The organism is Ensifer sp. ENS08 (genome assembly GCF_014852195.1).
GTDB classification, from domain to species: Bacteria; Pseudomonadota; Alphaproteobacteria; order Rhizobiales; family Rhizobiaceae; genus Ensifer; species Ensifer adhaerens.
The window spans coordinates 180,493-196,875 of record NZ_JACVBF010000015.1; the positions used below are offsets into that span (position 1 = coordinate 180,493).

Consider the following 16,383-nt stretch of genomic DNA (forward strand, 5'->3'; position numbering starts at 1 on the left):
TGAGATGAGCTATGTTGGATCTCGTGCAGTTGCGCAGTTTCGTCGCCCTCGAACAGATGGGCAGCTTCACGCTTGCAGCGGAAAAACTATCGCTCGGGCAATCGACGGTCAGCCAGCATATCCAGCGGCTCGAAGCCTCGCTCGGACGCACGCTCGTCGACCGCGATACGCACCGCGTTTCGCTGACGGCAGACGGGCAGGCGCTGCTTGCCCACGCGCGCTCGATGCTGGCGATCGACGGCGAGGTCCGGGCGCTGTTTGCCGAAAGCAGTTTGCGCGGCCGTCTCCGCCTCGGGGTCTCCGAGGACTTCGTCATGAGCCGGCTGCCGGCGGTGCTGGAAGACTTCGTCCGCGCCCATCCGTCGGTCGATCTGGAACTCACGGTGGCCTTGAGCGGCGTGCTCTACCAGATGCAGGACAATGGCGAGATCGATCTGGTGCTTGCCAAGCGCAGGCTCGGCGACCTCAGGGGCGAGCTCGTCTATCGCGAACCGCTGGTTTGGCTGGCGCGCGATCCCGAGAGGATCAAGCGCGACAAGGTGCTGCCGCTGATCGCCTTTCCGCCGCCGAGCATCACCCGCAGCGTCGCGCTCGAAGTGCTCGACCGCCACCGCCTGCCGTGGCGGATCGTATGCACCTGTGGCAGCCTCAGCGGCCTGACGGCGGCGGCCCGTGCCGGCATGGGCGTGCTCGTGCAGCCGCGCAGCATGGTGCCCTCGGGGCTGAAGGAAATCCCGGCCGGGCTCCTGCCGCCGCTCGAAGACGTGGAATTCGTGCTGGTGCCGAGCAAGGGCGTCGACCGAAAGCTGAGTGCGGCGCTCTCGGTCGAAATCCTCGCCAATCTGAGGACCCTGCAAGGGCAGTCTTGAAGGCAGGGCTGATACCGATACCGCTCAGCAGCCGGCGACGAAGCGGTCGACGTCCTCGGCCTTGGTCGCAAAGCTGGTGACGAGGCGATAGAGGCCCTCGTTCTTAGCAAGCTTGCCCTCGAGGTCGTGCGGCACTGGCCAGTCGTAGAAGACGGCGCCATCCTGCCTGAGCTTCGCCGCCACATCCTTGCTGATGATGGCGAAGACCTCGTTGGCATCGGCCGCCCAGGCAAGCCGGCTCGTCTTTGCGGCGGCGATGCCCGCGGCCAGGCGTGTGGCCATGGCGTTGGCGTGACGGGCGAGATTCACCCAGAGATCGCCGGCGAAATAGGCGTCGAACTGCGCCGAGACGAAACGCGACTTGGAGAAAAGCTGGGCGGAGCGCTTGCGCAGGAAGTGCATCTCGTGGGCCTTGGAGAGGTCGAACAGCACCAGCGCCTCGGCGCACCAGCAGCCGTTCTTGGTGCCGCCGAAGGAGACGAGGTCGACGCCGCGCTTCCAGGTCATTTCGGCGGGCGTTACGTCGAGGCTGACCAGCGCGTTGGCGAAGCGCGCACCATCCATGTGCAGCGGCAGCTTGTGTCCCTTGGCGACGGCCGCGATCGCTTCGATTTCGGCGAGCGAATAGACCGTGCCGCTTTCCGTCGCCTGCGTCAGCGATACCGCACTGGGCTGGCCGCCATGGACGTTATCGAGCGGGAAGCGCCGGATCTCGGCTTCAAGGCGGGAGGCCTCCATCTTGCCCCGCGGTCCGTCGACGGGTTTCAGTCGGGCGCCATGCGAAAAGAATTCGGGCGCGCCGCATTCGTCGGCGATGACATGGGCCTCGCGATGGCAGAAGGCGACGCCGCCGGCGCGGTTGGCTGTTGCCAGTGCCAGCGAATTGGCGGCTGTTCCGGTGCCGACGAAGAAGACGGCGACGTCCCTTTCGAAGATGTCCGCGAACTTCTTCTCCACCTTCCGGTCAAGCTCGCTGGTGCCATAGGCCGACGCGTAGCCGCCGGCATGGGCCATCAGGCTTTCGGCAATCGCGGGATGGGCGCCAGCCCAGTTATCAGACGAAAAAATCATCACTTCTCACCCTGTTTCACCGTCAATTCGACGGCTTTTGCCGACCTTAGCCGAGTTTATAGCCGGATCAATCACGGTCAGCGGCCGAAAGGCCAACAGCAGACCAGTTTGAAACCAAAATGAAGAAAACGACGATATGCCGTAATTTAATTATAAAAGCCGGAAATTTCCGGCAATGTTCGGCAAAATCTTCTCCATTATTTGCTGATATGCCTCTTGCAGAGGGGGGTGGTTTCTGGCATAGAGCACATGAAATAGGACAGGTTTGCTGTCCTATTTCGGTCTAGGGACCGGAACAATCGCCGTGAGTGCCTAAAAAAGTGGCATCCGGCGTGCGAAGCGGGAGGATTGGCCGGATTTCATCCGGTTGTTATCGCCTGCCGTCAGGATGGTCGCAGACATCAGTGCCTGATGATGCCGTGCTTATTTGCGACCTGATCAGGATCATGAGACGATGAGTGCCCCGGCTTTTCGGCGTGTCTTTGCACGCAACGAAGAGTCATGCGCGGGCGGTGCCATGCCCGGCGGTGCCGGGTTCAACAGGAGGGAAAACGATGACGGATCATTCGCCATCACAGCAATCTGGGCTCAACCTCGCACACAGCGTTGCGACGGCTGAAAAAACGCCCGCATTCCCGACTGGCCTGCCGCGAAAACAGGGGCTCTACGATCCGCGCAACGAACATGACGCCTGCGGTGTCGGCTTCGTCGCCCATATGAAGGGTCAGAAGTCGCACCAGATCGTGCGCGATGGTCTCTTCATGCTCGAAAACCTGACGCACCGTGGTGCCGTCGGCGCCGACCCGCTGATGGGAGATGGCGCGGGCATCCTCGTGCAGATTCCCGACCGTTTCTTCCGCGAGGAGATGGCCAAGCAGGGCATCACCCTGCCGAAGGCGGGCGAATATGCCGTCGGCCACATCTTCATGCCGCAGGACGATGCGCTCGTCGAACACTTCAAGCAGGTGATCAAGGACGTCGTCACCGAAGAGGGCCAGGTGCTCATCGGCTACCGCGACGTGCCCGTCGACAACGCGTCGCTGTCGAAGGCGCCGGAAATCGCCGCGACCGAGCCGCGCCATGTCCAGATCTTCATCGGTGCCGGCCGTGACGCCGCTACGAACCCGGAGTTCGAGCGCCGTCTCTTCACGCTGCGCAAGGTGATCTCCAACCGCATCTATGACGAATACAAGGGCGAGGAGAGCAACTTCTACCCCGTGTCGCTGTCGTCCTCGACGATCGTCTACAAGGGCATGTTCCTCGCTTACCAGGTCGGCGCCTACTACAAGGATCTGTCCGACCCGCGCTTCGAAAGTGCGGTGGCGCTCGTTCACCAGCGCTTCTCGACCAACACGTTTCCGTCGTGGAAGCTCGCGCATCCCTACCGCATGGTCGCCCACAACGGCGAAATCAACACGCTGCGCGGCAACGTCAACTGGATGGCGGCGCGCCAGGCCTCGGTTTCCTCGCCGCTCTTCGGCGACGACATCTCCAAGCTCTGGCCGATCTCCTACGAAGGCCAGTCGGACACCGCCTGCTTCGACAACGCACTCGAGTTCCTGGTGCAGGGCGGCTATTCGCTGTCGCATGCCGTCATGATGCTGATCCCCGAGGCGTGGGCCGGCAACCAGTTGATGTCGCCTGAACGAAAGGCGTTCTACGAATACCACGCAGCGCTGATGGAGCCGTGGGACGGTCCGGCAGCTGTCGCCTTTACCGACGGTCGCCAGGTCGGTGCGACGCTCGACCGCAACGGTTTGCGTCCGGCCCGCTACATCGTCACCTCGGACGACCGCGTCATCCTCGCGTCCGAAGCCGGCGTGCTGCCGGTCGACGAAGACAAGATCGTCAAGAAGTGGCGCCTGCAGCCGGGCAAGATGCTCCTGATCGATATGGAACAAGGCCGCATCATCTCCGACGAGGAGGTGAAGTCCTCGCTTGCGCAAAAGCACCCCTACAGCAAGTGGCTCGAAGACACGCAGCTCATCCTCGAGGAGCTGAAGCCGGTGGAGCCGCGTGCGCTCCGTCGCGACGTTTCCCTGATCGATCGTCAGCAGGCCTTTGGCTACACGCTCGAAGACACCAAGATCCTGATGTCGCCGATGGCGACGACCGGCCAGGAAGCGATCGGCTCGATGGGCACCGACACGCCGATCTCGGCGATGTCGGACAAGCGCAAGCTGCTTTACACCTATTTCAAGCAGAACTTTGCGCAAGTCACCAACCCGCCGATCGACCCGATCCGCGAAGAGCTGGTGATGAGCCTCGTCTCTTTCATCGGCCCGCGTCCGAACATCCTCGACCACGAGGGCATGGCGCATGCCAAGCGGCTCGAGGTGCGCCAGCCGATCCTGACCAACGGCGATCTCGAAAAGATCCGCTCGATCGGTCACACCGAGGATCGTTTCGACACCAAGACGCTCGACTTTACCTATGACATTTCGCGCGGTGCCGAAGGCATGCCCGAAATGCTCGACCGGCTCTGCGAGCGCGCCGAGGCGGCGGTAAAGGGCGGCTACAACATCATCGTGCTCTCCGACCGTCAGGTTGGTCCGGACCGCGTGGCGATCCCCGCGCTGCTCGCGACCGCCGCCGTGCACCACCACCTGATCCGCAAGGGTCTGCGCACGTCGGTCGGCATCGTGCTTGAATCCGGCGAACCGCGTGAAGTGCATCAGTTCTGCCTGCTCGCCGGTTACGGCGCCGAGGCGATCAACCCCTATCTCGCCTTCGATACGCTCACCGACATGCACAAGCGTGGCGAGTTCCCCAAGGAAGTCGACGGCAGCGAAGTGGTCTACCGCTACATCAAGGCCGTCGGTAAGGGCATCCTCAAGGTCATGTCCAAGATGGGCATCTCGACCTACCAGTCCTATTGTGGCGCGCAGATCTTCGACGCCGTCGGCCTGTCGTCGAAGCTTGTCGACCAGTTCTTCTTCGGCACGGCGACGACGATCGAAGGCATCGGCCTCGAAGAGATCGCCGCCGAAACCGTCGCCCGCCACAAGGCGGCCTTCGGCGCCGACCCGGTTCTCGCCAACTCGCTCGATATCGGTGGCGAATATGCCTTCCGCATGCGCGGCGAAAGCCATGCCTGGACGCCGGACGCGATCGCCTCGCTGCAGCACGCAGTTCGTGGCAACGCAGAGGACCGCTACCGCGAGTTCGCCGAGATGGTGAACAACTCGGCGCTGCGCATGAACACCATCCGTGGCCTGTTCACGATCAAGAGCGCCGAGGCCCTTGGCCGCAAGCCGATCTCGGTCGACGAGGTCGAACCGGCCGTCGACATCGTCAAGCGCTTCTCGACCGGGGCCATGTCCTTCGGCTCGATCAGCCGCGAGGCGCATACGACGCTGGCGATTGCCATGAACCGGATCGGCGGCAAGTCGAACACCGGCGAAGGGGGCGAGGAAAGCGACCGCTACCTGCCGCTGCCCGATGGTTCGATGAACCCGGAACGCTCGGCGATCAAGCAGATCGCGTCCGGCCGCTTCGGCGTGACCACCGAGTACCTGGTCAATGCCGACATGCTGCAGATCAAGGTGGCGCAAGGGGCCAAGCCTGGCGAAGGCGGGCAGCTGCCCGGCCACAAGGTCGATGCGACGGTTGCCAAGACCAGGCATTCGACCCCGGGCGTCGGCCTGATTTCGCCGCCGCCGCACCATGACATCTACTCGATCGAAGACCTGGCGCAGCTGATCTACGATCTGAAGAACGTCAATCCGGAAGCCGACGTTTCGGTCAAGCTCGTCTCGGAAGTCGGTGTCGGCACGGTTGCCGCCGGCGTTGCCAAGGCGCGTGCCGACCATATCACTGTCGCCGGCTTCGACGGCGGTACCGGCGCTTCGCCACTCACCTCGCTGAAGCACGCCGGCAGCCCTTGGGAAATCGGTCTGGCCGAGACCCAGCAGACGCTGGTGCTGAACGGCCTGCGTTCGCGCGTCGCCCTTCAGGTCGATGGTGGTCTGAAGACCGGTCGCGACGTCATCATCGGCGCGCTGCTCGGTGCCGACGAATTCGGCTTCGCCACCGCACCGCTGATCGCCGCCGGCTGCATCATGATGCGCAAGTGCCACCTCAACACCTGTCCCGTCGGCGTTGCGACCCAGGATCCGGTGCTGCGCAAGCGCTTCAAGGGCACGGCCGAGCACGTCATCAACTACTTCTTCTTCGTGGCCGAAGAAGTGCGCGAGATCCTGGCGTCGCTGGGCGTCAGGAAGCTCAACGACATCGTCGGCGCTTCGGAACTGCTCGAAAAGGACGGTGCGCTCGCGCACTGGAAGGCCAACGGCCTCGACTTCTCGAAGATCTTCCACAAGGTGGAAGCCAAGAAGGAAGAGACCTACTGGACCACGCGCCAGCAGCACCCGATCGACGATGTTCTTGATCGCAAGCTGATCAAGGAAGCGGCGGTCGCGCTCGAAACCAAGGCCCCGGTCAAGATCGAAGCCGAGATCAAGAACGTCGACCGTTCGGCCGGCGCGATGCTTGCCGGTGCTCTTGCCAAGCGCTGGGGCCACAAGGGCCTGAAGGACGACACCATCCACGTGACCCTCAAGGGCACGGCTGGCCAGTCCTTCGGCGCGTTCCTCGCACGCGGCATCACCTTCGATCTCGTGGGTGACGGTAACGACTATGTCGGCAAGGGTCTTTCGGGCGGTCGCATCATCGTCCGGCCGCCGGAAAATGCGACGATCGTTCCGCAGGAATCGATCATCGTCGGCAACACCGTGCTTTACGGCGCGATCTCGGGCGAGTGCTACTTCAACGGCGTAGCCGGCGAACGTTTCGCCGTGCGCAACTCCGGCGCGGTCGCGGTCGTCGAGGGCGTGGGTGACCACGGCTGCGAATACATGACCGGCGGCGTCGTCGTCGTGCTCGGCGGAACGGGCCGCAACTTTGCGGCCGGCATGTCGGGCGGTGTCGCCTATGTGCTCGACGAGGAAGGCGATTTCGCCCGTCGCTGCAACATGGCGATGGTCGAGCTGCAACCGGTTCCGGAAGAGGACGACATGCTGGAGAAGCTGCACCACCACGGCGGCGACATCATGCACAAGGGCATGGTCGACGTGTCGGGCGACATGACGCGCCACGACGAGGAGCGGCTTTATCAGCTCATCTCCAACCACCTTCACCACACGGGTTCGCCCCGGGCGAAGGAGATCCTCGATCACTGGACGGATTATCGGCCGAAGTTCCGCAAGGTCATGCCGGTCGAGTACCGCCGTGCGCTCGAGGATATGGAACGCATGAAAATGGCAGAGGCGGCCGAATAGGAGGCCCCGGTGACCAAGGCTCCCGGTTCATCACAGATCGGTTCGGGGGCCCCTCACGCGCGCTCGCAAAAAGCGCCTGTTCAGACGCACAGCTTTCAGGATGAAACGATGGGTAAGGTAACTGGATTTCTCGAGATCGACCGGCAAGTGGCAAAGTACCAGCCGGCGTCCGACCGCATCCGCCATTTTCGCGAATTCACCATTCCGATGTCAGAACCGGAAGTGCAGAAGCAGGCTGCTCGCTGCATGGACTGTGGCATCCCCTATTGCCATGGGCCGACCGGCTGCCCGGTGCACAACCAGATCCCGGACTGGAACGATCTCGTCTACAACGGCAACTGGGACGAGGCGATCCGCAACCTGCATTCGACCAACAACTTCCCGGAATTCACCGGCCGCGTCTGCCCGGCGCCGTGCGAGGAAGCCTGCACGCTGAACCTCGAAGACACCCCGGTCGCGATCAAGACCGTCGAACAGGCGATCGCCGACAAGGCCTATGAAATGGGCTATATCGTGCCGCAGCCGGCCGTCACAAAGACCGGCAAGAAGGTCGCGATCATCGGCTCGGGACCTGCCGGTATGGCCGCGGCCCAGCAGCTTGCCCGCGCCGGCCACGAGGTGCACGTCTACGAGCGCGAAACCAAGCCCGGCGGCCTGCTGCGCTACGGCATCCCGGACTTCAAGATGGAGAAGAACTTCATCGATCGCCGCGTCGACCAGATGCGCGGCGAAGGCGTCACTTTTCACTGCGGCATTAATGTCGGCGTCGACGTTCCGATGCAGCGCCTGCTCGACGAGCATGACGCCGTGCTCTACTGCGGTGGCTCCGAGACCCCGCGCGACGCGGGCATCCCCGGCGTCCAGTTCGCCGGCGTGCATGACGCGATGCCCTATCTCGTCCAGCAGAACCGCCGCGTCGGCCGCGAGAACATCGACAGCGTCGGCTGGCCGTCGCAGCCGATCCTTGCCGGCGGCAAGCATATCGTCGTCGTCGGCGGTGGTGATACCGCGTCCGACTGTGTCGGCACCGCTTTCCGCCAGGGCGCCGTCAAGGTGACCCAGCTCGACATCCGTCCGCAGCCGCCGGAAAAGGAAGACAAGCTCGCCGTCTGGCCGTTTTGGGCGACGAAGATGCGCACCTCCTCCAGCCAGGCCGAAGGCGCCATCCGCGAGTTCCAGGTGGCGACCCTTGAGTTCATCGGCGACGAGGACGGCAACCTGACCGGCGTGAAGTGCTGCCAGGTGGATGATCGCCGCAAGCCGGTCGCCGGCACGGAGTTCATCATCAAGGCGGATCTTGCCTTCATCGCCATCGGTTTCAGTGGTCCCTTCACCAACAGCGTGATCAAGGACCTCGGCGACAAGCTGACGCTCAACACCGACCGCCGCGGCTCGACCAACGTCGTCGCCAACGAGCGCGACTACAAGACCTCGGTCGACAAGCTCTGGACGGCCGGCGACGTGCGCCGCGGCCAGTCGCTCGTCGTCTGGGCGATCCGCGAAGGCCGCCAGGCGGCACGTGCGATCGACGAGGCGCTGATGGGTTCGACCACGCTGCCGCGCTAAGGCATTACTCCCAAGCATGAAAAAAGCCCCGCAGCGATGCGGGGCTTTTTTTGTGGCAGGGCCAGAAGGCCGAATGGGGATCGTCGGCCTAGTTGCGGATCACCGGGTTGCTGATGACCGTGTTTGGCTTCGAGAGGCGGAAGTCATCGACGCGGCCGGCCGGAGCGGCGGCGACGTCACCCTTGCCAACCAGCAGGTCGCGTGGGCTCTTGCCGTTGCCCTTGTCCGGTGCGGCGCTGCCGAGCAGGGACGCGGCGCCATCCAGCGCCGGATCGGTCAGCCCGATCGGCTGGGTCTTGACGATATCCTCGTTGCCGAGCGGTGCGGTCACCACCAGGTCCTTGAGCTCGTCGGCGCCCGGCACGTTCTTGTCGGTGGCGGCGGCATCACCGAGCAGCCGCCGGATGTCCTTTTCGACGTAGAAGGCAAGCTTGCGCTTGCCGGCCTTGGTGAGGTTGACGCCGTCGGCGCCGCGCAGGCGCACCTGCTGGCCGTTGATATCGGAGCCGGTCAGAACGAACTTGCCGCCCTCATCGACGAAGCCGTCCCAGATGTCGACGAACTGTCCGCCGACCTTCTCGATCTCCTCGCGATAGATGCCGTTGAAGGTGACCATGTCAGCGGTCATCGCGGCCGACTGGAACGGCGGCATGCCGACCCAGAGAACCGGCAGCTTTTCCTTGCGCGCAAGGGCTGCCAGCGCGTTGACACGCTTGCGATATTCTTCCGTCCAGAGGTCGGAGCGGAACTTCTCCTTGGTGCTGCCGATCTGCATCTGCTGACGATCGTTGGCGCCGAGGCTGATGATGATCACCGACGGCTTCACGTCGCCGACATAGCCCGGCAGCGTGCCCGGCCAATTGAAATAGTCTTCGCGCACGAGACCGGACGAACCGTTCGCCCGCGTCTCGATGGTGATGCCGGGCGTCATCTCGAAGGCGGTCTTCAGGCCATCGCCGAGGCTGCCGGCCATGAAGTCGCCGACGACGAGCACCTTCTTGGCATCTGGCGCCTTCTCCACCACTACCGGCGCCGGGGCAGGGGTGTCGGCAACCTTTGGCTTCTGCTTCTGCTGCCCCTGGCCCTTCTGCCGCTGCTGCGGCTGGCGCTGGCGCTTCGGGCGCGGCTGTTCGGGATAATAGTCGCGATCCTGGTAGGCCGGCCGTTCGCGGGTCAAGCCGCCGAAGAGCATCTGAAACAAGGTGCGGCGTTGAACGCGCTCCTGCGCCTCGGCAAAGCTCGCAAAAAGGCTGACGGTGAGCATCGCCACAAGGGCAATGCAGATCGTCGCAATCCCGAACGGCGTACGGCTATCGTGCCTGCGGCGCCTGCTGATCATCTGCTTCTGCCCCGTTCATCGCGTATTCGGGCGGCCTTGCCGCGCCAAAGTTTCAGCGCGCCGCACGGGGGTGCAGCGCGCTTGCCCTATTGTATCTCACGGATACTCAGATCGTGAAACCGTTTCGAACCTGCTAGTTGCGGAGCGCCCGCAGCAGCATCTGCGTCGGCTCACCATCCGGCGCCAGTCCGTTCTTCGACTGGAATGCCTGGATCGCGGCCTTGGAGCCGGAGCCGAAGTTGCCGTCGACTTCGCCACTGTAGTAGCCAAGCTCCTTCAGCCGGTTCTGCAGCTCGAACTTCTCGCTGATGTCAAGCGAACCGTCCGGTCGCGGCCAGCGCTGCTGCATGCCCTGGTAGCCGGCGATCTGGTCTGCGAGCAGGCCGACGCCAAGCGCGTAGCTGTCCGACGCGTTGTAGCGCTTGATGACGAAGAAGTTCTTGGTCATCAGGAAGCCGGGGCCGTTGCCACCGCTCGGCAGCTTGAGCTCGGCGCGCGTGCTGCCGTTGCGGAAGCCCTTGCCGTTCGGCCGGGCAAAACCGAGCGACGCCCATTCCTTGAGCGTCTTCGTCTGGCCCGAATACTTCGCGGCATTGGCCGGCGGGGCGACTTCGTAGCCCCAGGTCTCGCCCGGCTGCCAGCCATTTTTCTTCAGAAGGTTGGCGGCGGTCGCCAGCGCGTCTGGCACCGAGTTCCAGATGTCGCGGTGACCGTTTCCGTCTGCGTCGACCGCATAGAGCAGGTAGCTCGTGGGGATGAACTGGGTGTGGCCCATGGCGCCCGCCCAGGAGCCGGTCAGCTCACGTGGGGTGATATCGCCCTTCTGCAGGATTTTCAGCGCGGCGATCAGCTGCTTCTTGGCATAGTTCGACCGCTTCGGATCCGCATAGGCAAGGGTTGCGAGCGCGCGCGGGACGTAGTGCAGGCGGTCATCCTTCTCCAGCACGGCGCCGTAGTTGGACTCCATCGACCAGATGGCCAGAAGAATGGTTTTGTCGACGCCGAAGTGTTTCTCCAGCGCGTTCAGCGTGCGGGCGTGCTTGGTCGCCATCTCCTGGCCGACGCGCTTGGTGTAGGGGTTCACGCGGGAATCGATATATTCCCAGATCTTGTGCTTGAATTCCGGCTGGTAGTTGGCCTTGTCGATCACCGTCTGGTCGGGCGACTTTACGCCGGCAAAGGCCTGGCGATAGGTCGCCTTGGTGATGCCGGCCTGGGCGGCGGTCGCGTAAAACTCGTTGATCCAGTTCTGGAACCCGGTATCGGCGCGCGCGGGGGAGGTGCCGAGCGTGGCGGCGGATAGGACGAGGGCGGCTGCGATATGACGGAAAAACGTCCTGCGGTTTCTGATCATCAGCTGTCGGTTCCGTTTCTCTGCGGAGCTTCGGCCGTCATGGCCCGAATCACTCCGCAAGGTGGCAGTCTGGGGCCAGCCTGGACGGTGGGGGCAGTCGTCGGCGGCTCCTGTTTCGGATCCGGCCGCGCTTGTTGCATTGCCGGATTGCAACGAATCTACAGAAACGTGGTCAACAAACCCTTTACCATGAAAATGTGGTGGCGTCTTCGGCCACAGAAAATGTCAAGCCTTGGTCGTGGAGTTCGCATATGCATTTGTTTCGTCGGTTCATGCTGTGTTCAGCTGACGGCATAGAGATTGCGGCTCCATTACGGAGCGCTGTATGGTTCGGGACGGATTGACGTCCAGGACCATTCGGCAAGAGTTATGAGTGAAATCCTTTCAAGGAGGTATCGATGACCGACAAGCGTAAAGTCCGCAAAGCCGTGTTCCCGGTCGCAGGACTGGGCACCCGTTTCCTGCCGGCGACCAAGGCCGTGCCGAAGGAAATGCTGACGGTGGTGGACAAGCCGGTCATTCAATATGTGGTCGACGAAGCGCTGGAAGCCGGTATCGAGCACCTGATCTTCGTGACCGGCCGCAGCAAGGCTGTCATCGAGGACTATTTCGACATTCAGGTCGAGCTCGACCAGACGCTGCGCGAGCGCAACAAGAAGGCCGAGATCGCGCTGCTCGACGGCATCCTGCCGAAGGCTGGCACCACCAGCTTCACCCGCCAGCAGGCGCCGCTCGGCCTTGGCCACGCGGTCTGGTGCGCCCGTGAACTCGTCGGCAACGAGCCCTTCGCGCTGCTCCTGCCCGACATGATCATGAAGGGTGAGAAGGGCTGCCTGAAGGGCATGGTGGAGCTCTATGAGCAGAGCGGCGGCAACGTCATCGCGGTTGAGGAATGCGCGCCGGACCAGGCGCACAAATACGGCATCGTCGGCGTCGGCGACAAGGTCGGCGAAGGTTTCAAGATCACCAAGATGGTCGAGAAGCCAGCACCGGGCACTGCCCCCTCCAACTTCTTCATCAACGGCCGCTACATCCTGCAGCCGGAGATCTTCCCGATTCTCGAAAAGCAGGAGCGCGGCGCCGGCAACGAGATCCAGCTGACCGACGGCATGCTCAAGCTTTCCGACAACCAGCAGTTCGCCGCTTACCACTTCCGTGGCGATACCTACGACTGTGGCGCCAAGGACGGCTTCATCCTGGCCAACGTTGCCTTCGCGCTCGAGCGTGGCGATATCCGTCCGACCGTCGAAGGCCCGCTGAAGAGCCTGCTTGGCAGCCTGAAGTAATCGGCTTTCTCTTCTCGAAGGCAAGAAAGGCCGCGTCCATCGGGCGCGGCCTTTTTTTATCTGGATGATGGGATTGCCTTAGCGGCGCAGCGTCAACCCGACGCCGACGCGGGTGATGTCGGTGGTGTCGCCCTGATCGCGGGTGGTGCGCTCGTAGCTGACGTCGCCCGTCAGCGCCAGGTAGCGGTTGATGTCGTAGGTGAGGCCGGCGCCGGTGCGCCAGGTGGTCTCGTCCGACGAGCGGGCGTTCGAGGGGTAGTTGCGCAGCGTCAGGCTGTTCGTCAGGCGCGCGACCAGATCCGAGCGCATCTGGTGGGTGATGATGTTGGTGAGGTTGTAGTCGATCGAACCAGCGTCGCCGGGCGTCGTCGACGGGTTGAGGTCGGTCGACACGGCGAAGAGCACGTCGGTGCCGCGTTGCGGCGACCAGTTGAGGCGGCCATCGACCGACAGGCCGCGGAGTTCGCCAAGCCGGTCATCCTCGAAATTGTAGGTTTCGTAGCCGAGGCCGAGCTCGCCATAGAGTTTCTCGCCGAGGTCGAGCTCGATACCGCCGCGTGCGGCATAGGTCTGATAGGAGCGTTCGAAACCGAGCGGATCTTCGCGCAGATCGTAGAGCGACTTGCCGACGGAGGCTTCGAGGAACGGGATCAATGCCGGCGACAGTTCGTAGCCGACGCGGGCCGTGAGCACACCGGTGTTGCGGTTTCGATACTTGACCGAAAGGTTCGTGCCGTTTTCGAGTTCGACATCACCATAGGTGCGCCGGTCGAAATCGATACCGACCGAGCCGCGGATCAGACCGAAATCACGCTCAACGGCCGCGCCGAGGCGGTAGGTGTTGACCGCGGACTGGTTTTTGGCGTTGGAGATCGCGTTCGGGTCGTCGGCGTCCTCGCGCTCGAAACTGTAGCCGGCGCGCAGACGGGCGATCGTTTCGTCCCAGAGATCGAGCCGCAGTTCCGCATCGACATTGGCGCGGGGCTCTTCCTCGCCCTCGCCGGAGATGTTGTTCTGCAACACGCCTTCGCCGGTGACGGTCAGCTGATGCCGCGACCAGTCCGAGGTCAAGGTGCCGCGGATTCCGGTTTCGAGATAGCCGCGGTTGGTCTTGGTGTCGCCGTCCTTGCGCCATTCGTGGTTGATGGTCTCGCTGACGCTGGGGCGCAGCGTGAAGGTGCCGATTCGGATGCCCGGGGCGCGATCGTATTCGGGGTTATCAGTCCGCAACCGCAGACCGTCGATCGTCGGCTCGCGCTGGTTCAGGCGAAGGTAATCCTCGTTAGAGGCCGGGGTCAGGTCGTCAGCGCTGACGGCGCCGGTGGTCTGCGGATCGGTGATTGCGGGCGTCGCGGCCGGAACGGCTGAAGGCGCTGTGCCCGCGCCATAGGTGGTCGTCGTCGGAGCGGTGGCGGGTGCGGTCGTGGCCGTCTGGGCGTTCAAGGATGCGGGGGCAAGCATCGCCGTGCCGGCCAGCAGCAACGCCAGCGACGTCGAACGCCGCGCGCCTCCTTTGATCGAGCGAGATGAGCCTGGCACCATATGCCGTTTGTCCACGAGCCTGATTGCAATCCTTTCGCAACCGTAAAGCGACGTGGTTAATCAATCGTTTCCAAACGGAAAAAACGTCGTGGCATCAGCCGCTTGCGGTTACACTTTCGACGGTCAGGTTGCGGCCGTGGGTGGAAACGACGCGCACCCTTGTACCGGCCGGCAGGTCCGGTCCCTCAACGACCCAGAACGTGTCGTCGAGCCGGATGCGCCCTCGGCCTTCGGCGATCGGTTTTTCCAGCACCGCGGTGCGGCCGACGAGGCTTTCGGCGCGCTGGTTCAAAAGCGGCTCGTCGGTGGTCTCGGATGTGGAGAGAACGAAGCGGCGGCCAAGGAGAACGGCCGCCACCGAGAGCAGCGCGAACAGCACGAGCTGGACCTGCCACGTCCAGAAGCCGACCTCCCAAAGCATGAGGGAGAGGATGCCGACTGCCAAGGCGGCGACACCGATCCAGATCAGGAACACGCCGGGGGCGACGAGCTCGGCGGCGAGAAGCACGAAGCCCAGAACCCACCAGCTCCAGGGCCCGAGTTCTTGAATGGCGCGTTCGATCATCGTCTACTTCCCTTGCGCGGGATCGGTCGGGAAAGCCGGCGTGGTGCGTGGCGTCGACTGGCGCGGGCGGGTCGCTGGCGCCGTCTGGCTGTCGCCAAAGACTTCCTTGGCGATGGCGCCGATGCCACCGAGCGAACCGATCAGCGCGGAAGCTTCCATCGGCATCAGCACGATCTTCTGGTTGTTGGCGGTGCCGATCGAGGCGAGTGCTTCGGTGTACTTCTGGGCGACGAAGTAGTTGATCGCCTGCACGTCGCCGGCCGCAATGGCCTCGGAGACCATCTTGGTTGCCTTCGCCTCGGCCTCGGCCAGGCGCTCGCGCGCTTCGGCGTCACGAAACGCCGCTTCGCGCTGGCCCTCGGCCTGCAGGATCGCCGACTGCTTGGCGCCTTCGGCGCGCAGGATCTGGGCGTTTCTGGCGCCTTCGGCTTCGAGCACCTGCGCGCGTTTCTCGCGCTCGGCCTTCATCTGGCGCGCCATGGCATCGACGAGATCCTTCGGCGGGGCGATATCCTTGATCTCGATGCGGGTGATCTTGATGCCCCAGGGGCTGGCAGCTTCGTCGACGACGTGCAGCAGCCTGTCGTTGATCGTATCACGGTTGGAGAGCAGTTCGTCGAGGTCCATCGAACCCATGACCGAGCGGATGTTGGTCATCGTCAGGTTGAGGATGGCGTTTTCCAGATGCGCGACCTGGTAGGCGGCCTGCGCCGCATTCAGGATCTGATAGAAGGCGACGGCATCGGCCGAAACGCTGGCATTGTCCTTGGTGATGACTTCCTGGGTCGGAACGTCGAGCACCTGTTCCATCACGTTCATCTTGACGCCGATGCGGTCGATGAACGGCACGATCAGATTGAGGCCCGGCTCCAGCGTTTTGGTGTAGCGACCGAAGCGCTCGATCGTATAGCGGTAGCCCTGCGGCACCGTCTTGATCCCCATGAAGAGGACCAGGATGATGAGCACCACGAAGCCAATGACGACGATATCCATTCCGCCCAAGACTTACCCCCTTAAATTGCAATCTCGACCTGTGGCTGCAGTCTAGCGTATTCCGTTTCCCTTCGGAATCGGTTTTCCGCGGATTGCGCGTAAATTCAAAATGTTAGATTGCCGCACTCGCCGGTGGGCAAGAGCGCGGCTCCTTCATCCTGAGTTGGCGGCCAGCGCGCCGTTCAAGTGGGGTGATGGGACGCTTAAAGCCAGCCGGCAAGCTCCCGGCGCACGACGTGTTCGAGCACGGCCATGCCTTCGGCGCTGTCGTTCAGGCAGGGGATGTGGGTGAACTTCTCGCCGCCATTGTGATGGAAGCTTTCGGCCGCCTGCTCTGCGATCTCTTCCAACGTTTCCAGACAGTCGGAGACGAAGCCCGGGTTGAGGACGGCAATGCGCTTGACACCGTCCTGCGCAAGTTTTTCGACCGTCTTGTCGGTATAGGGCTGCAGCCATTCCTCAGGCCCGAAGCGCGACTGGAAGGTGACCTGCAGCTTCTCCTTCGACCAGCCGAGCTTT

At 63.3% G+C, this 16,383-nt stretch carries 11 protein-coding genes; 4 read left to right on the plus strand and 7 right to left on the minus strand.

The features are described from left to right. Window positions 1-11 precede the first annotated feature (11 nt). Complete coding sequence (locus IB272_RS26305; RefSeq protein ID WP_034786796.1) at window positions 12-869, plus strand: LysR substrate-binding domain-containing protein; 858 nt, start codon at window positions 12-14, stop codon at window positions 867-869. A 24-nt stretch (window positions 870-893) separates the two neighbouring features. Here IB272_RS26305 and IB272_RS26310 read toward each other — a convergent pair whose 3' ends face one another. Further along, window positions 894-1,940 (minus strand): low specificity L-threonine aldolase, encoded by a 1,047-nt coding sequence (locus IB272_RS26310; RefSeq protein WP_060581301.1) that lies wholly within the window; start codon window positions 1,938-1,940, stop codon window positions 894-896. A gap of 554 nt (window positions 1,941-2,494) precedes the next feature. Here IB272_RS26310 and gltB point away from each other — a divergent pair. Further along, window positions 2,495-7,219 (plus strand): glutamate synthase large subunit, encoded by a 4,725-nt coding sequence (gene gltB, locus IB272_RS26315; RefSeq protein WP_060581302.1) that lies wholly within the window; start codon window positions 2,495-2,497, stop codon window positions 7,217-7,219. 108 nt (window positions 7,220-7,327) lie between these two features. Beyond that, window positions 7,328-8,785, plus strand: coding sequence for a glutamate synthase subunit beta (locus tag IB272_RS26320; RefSeq protein WP_034786787.1), 1,458 nt, complete (start codon window positions 7,328-7,330; stop codon window positions 8,783-8,785). A gap of 88 nt (window positions 8,786-8,873) precedes the next feature. Here the strand turns inward: IB272_RS26320 and IB272_RS26325 are convergent, their stop codons facing one another. Both IB272_RS26325 and IB272_RS26330 read right to left on the minus strand, forming a co-directional pair. Next, window positions 8,874-10,049 carry a DUF459 domain-containing protein gene (locus IB272_RS26325; RefSeq protein WP_246802671.1) on the minus strand — a complete coding sequence of 392 codons (1,176 nt, stop codon included), beginning with the start codon at window positions 10,047-10,049 and terminating at the stop codon, window positions 8,874-8,876. Between the two features lie 208 nt (window positions 10,050-10,257). Beyond that, window positions 10,258-11,478 (minus strand): lytic murein transglycosylase, encoded by a 1,221-nt coding sequence (locus tag IB272_RS26330; protein WP_060581304.1) that lies wholly within the window; start codon window positions 11,476-11,478, stop codon window positions 10,258-10,260. A 398-nt stretch (window positions 11,479-11,876) separates the two neighbouring features. Between IB272_RS26330 and galU the strand changes: the two genes are divergently transcribed. Continuing rightward, window positions 11,877-12,764 carry a UTP--glucose-1-phosphate uridylyltransferase GalU gene (galU, locus tag IB272_RS26335; protein WP_034786782.1) on the plus strand — a complete coding sequence of 296 codons (888 nt, stop codon included), beginning with the start codon at window positions 11,877-11,879 and terminating at the stop codon, window positions 12,762-12,764. Window positions 12,765-12,842: 78 nt separating this feature from the next. Here galU and IB272_RS26340 read toward each other — a convergent pair whose 3' ends face one another. From IB272_RS26340 to IB272_RS26355, 4 genes are all read right to left on the minus strand, one after another. Then, window positions 12,843-14,306, minus strand: coding sequence for an outer membrane beta-barrel protein (locus IB272_RS26340; protein ID WP_060581305.1), 1,464 nt, complete (start codon window positions 14,304-14,306; stop codon window positions 12,843-12,845). A 94-nt stretch (window positions 14,307-14,400) separates the two neighbouring features. Then, window positions 14,401-14,871, minus strand: coding sequence for an NfeD family protein (locus IB272_RS26345; protein WP_060581306.1), 471 nt, complete (start codon window positions 14,869-14,871; stop codon window positions 14,401-14,403). Between the two features lie 3 nt (window positions 14,872-14,874). After that, the gene (locus IB272_RS26350) at window positions 14,875-15,873 is read right to left on the minus strand and encodes an SPFH domain-containing protein (protein WP_113135922.1); all 999 of its coding nucleotides are present in this window, start codon (window positions 15,871-15,873) and stop codon (window positions 14,875-14,877) included. Window positions 15,874-16,067: 194 nt separating this feature from the next. Further along, the coding region (locus IB272_RS26355) for a ferrochelatase (RefSeq protein ID WP_192445422.1) at window positions 16,068-16,383 on the minus strand (316 nt) is incomplete at its 5' end.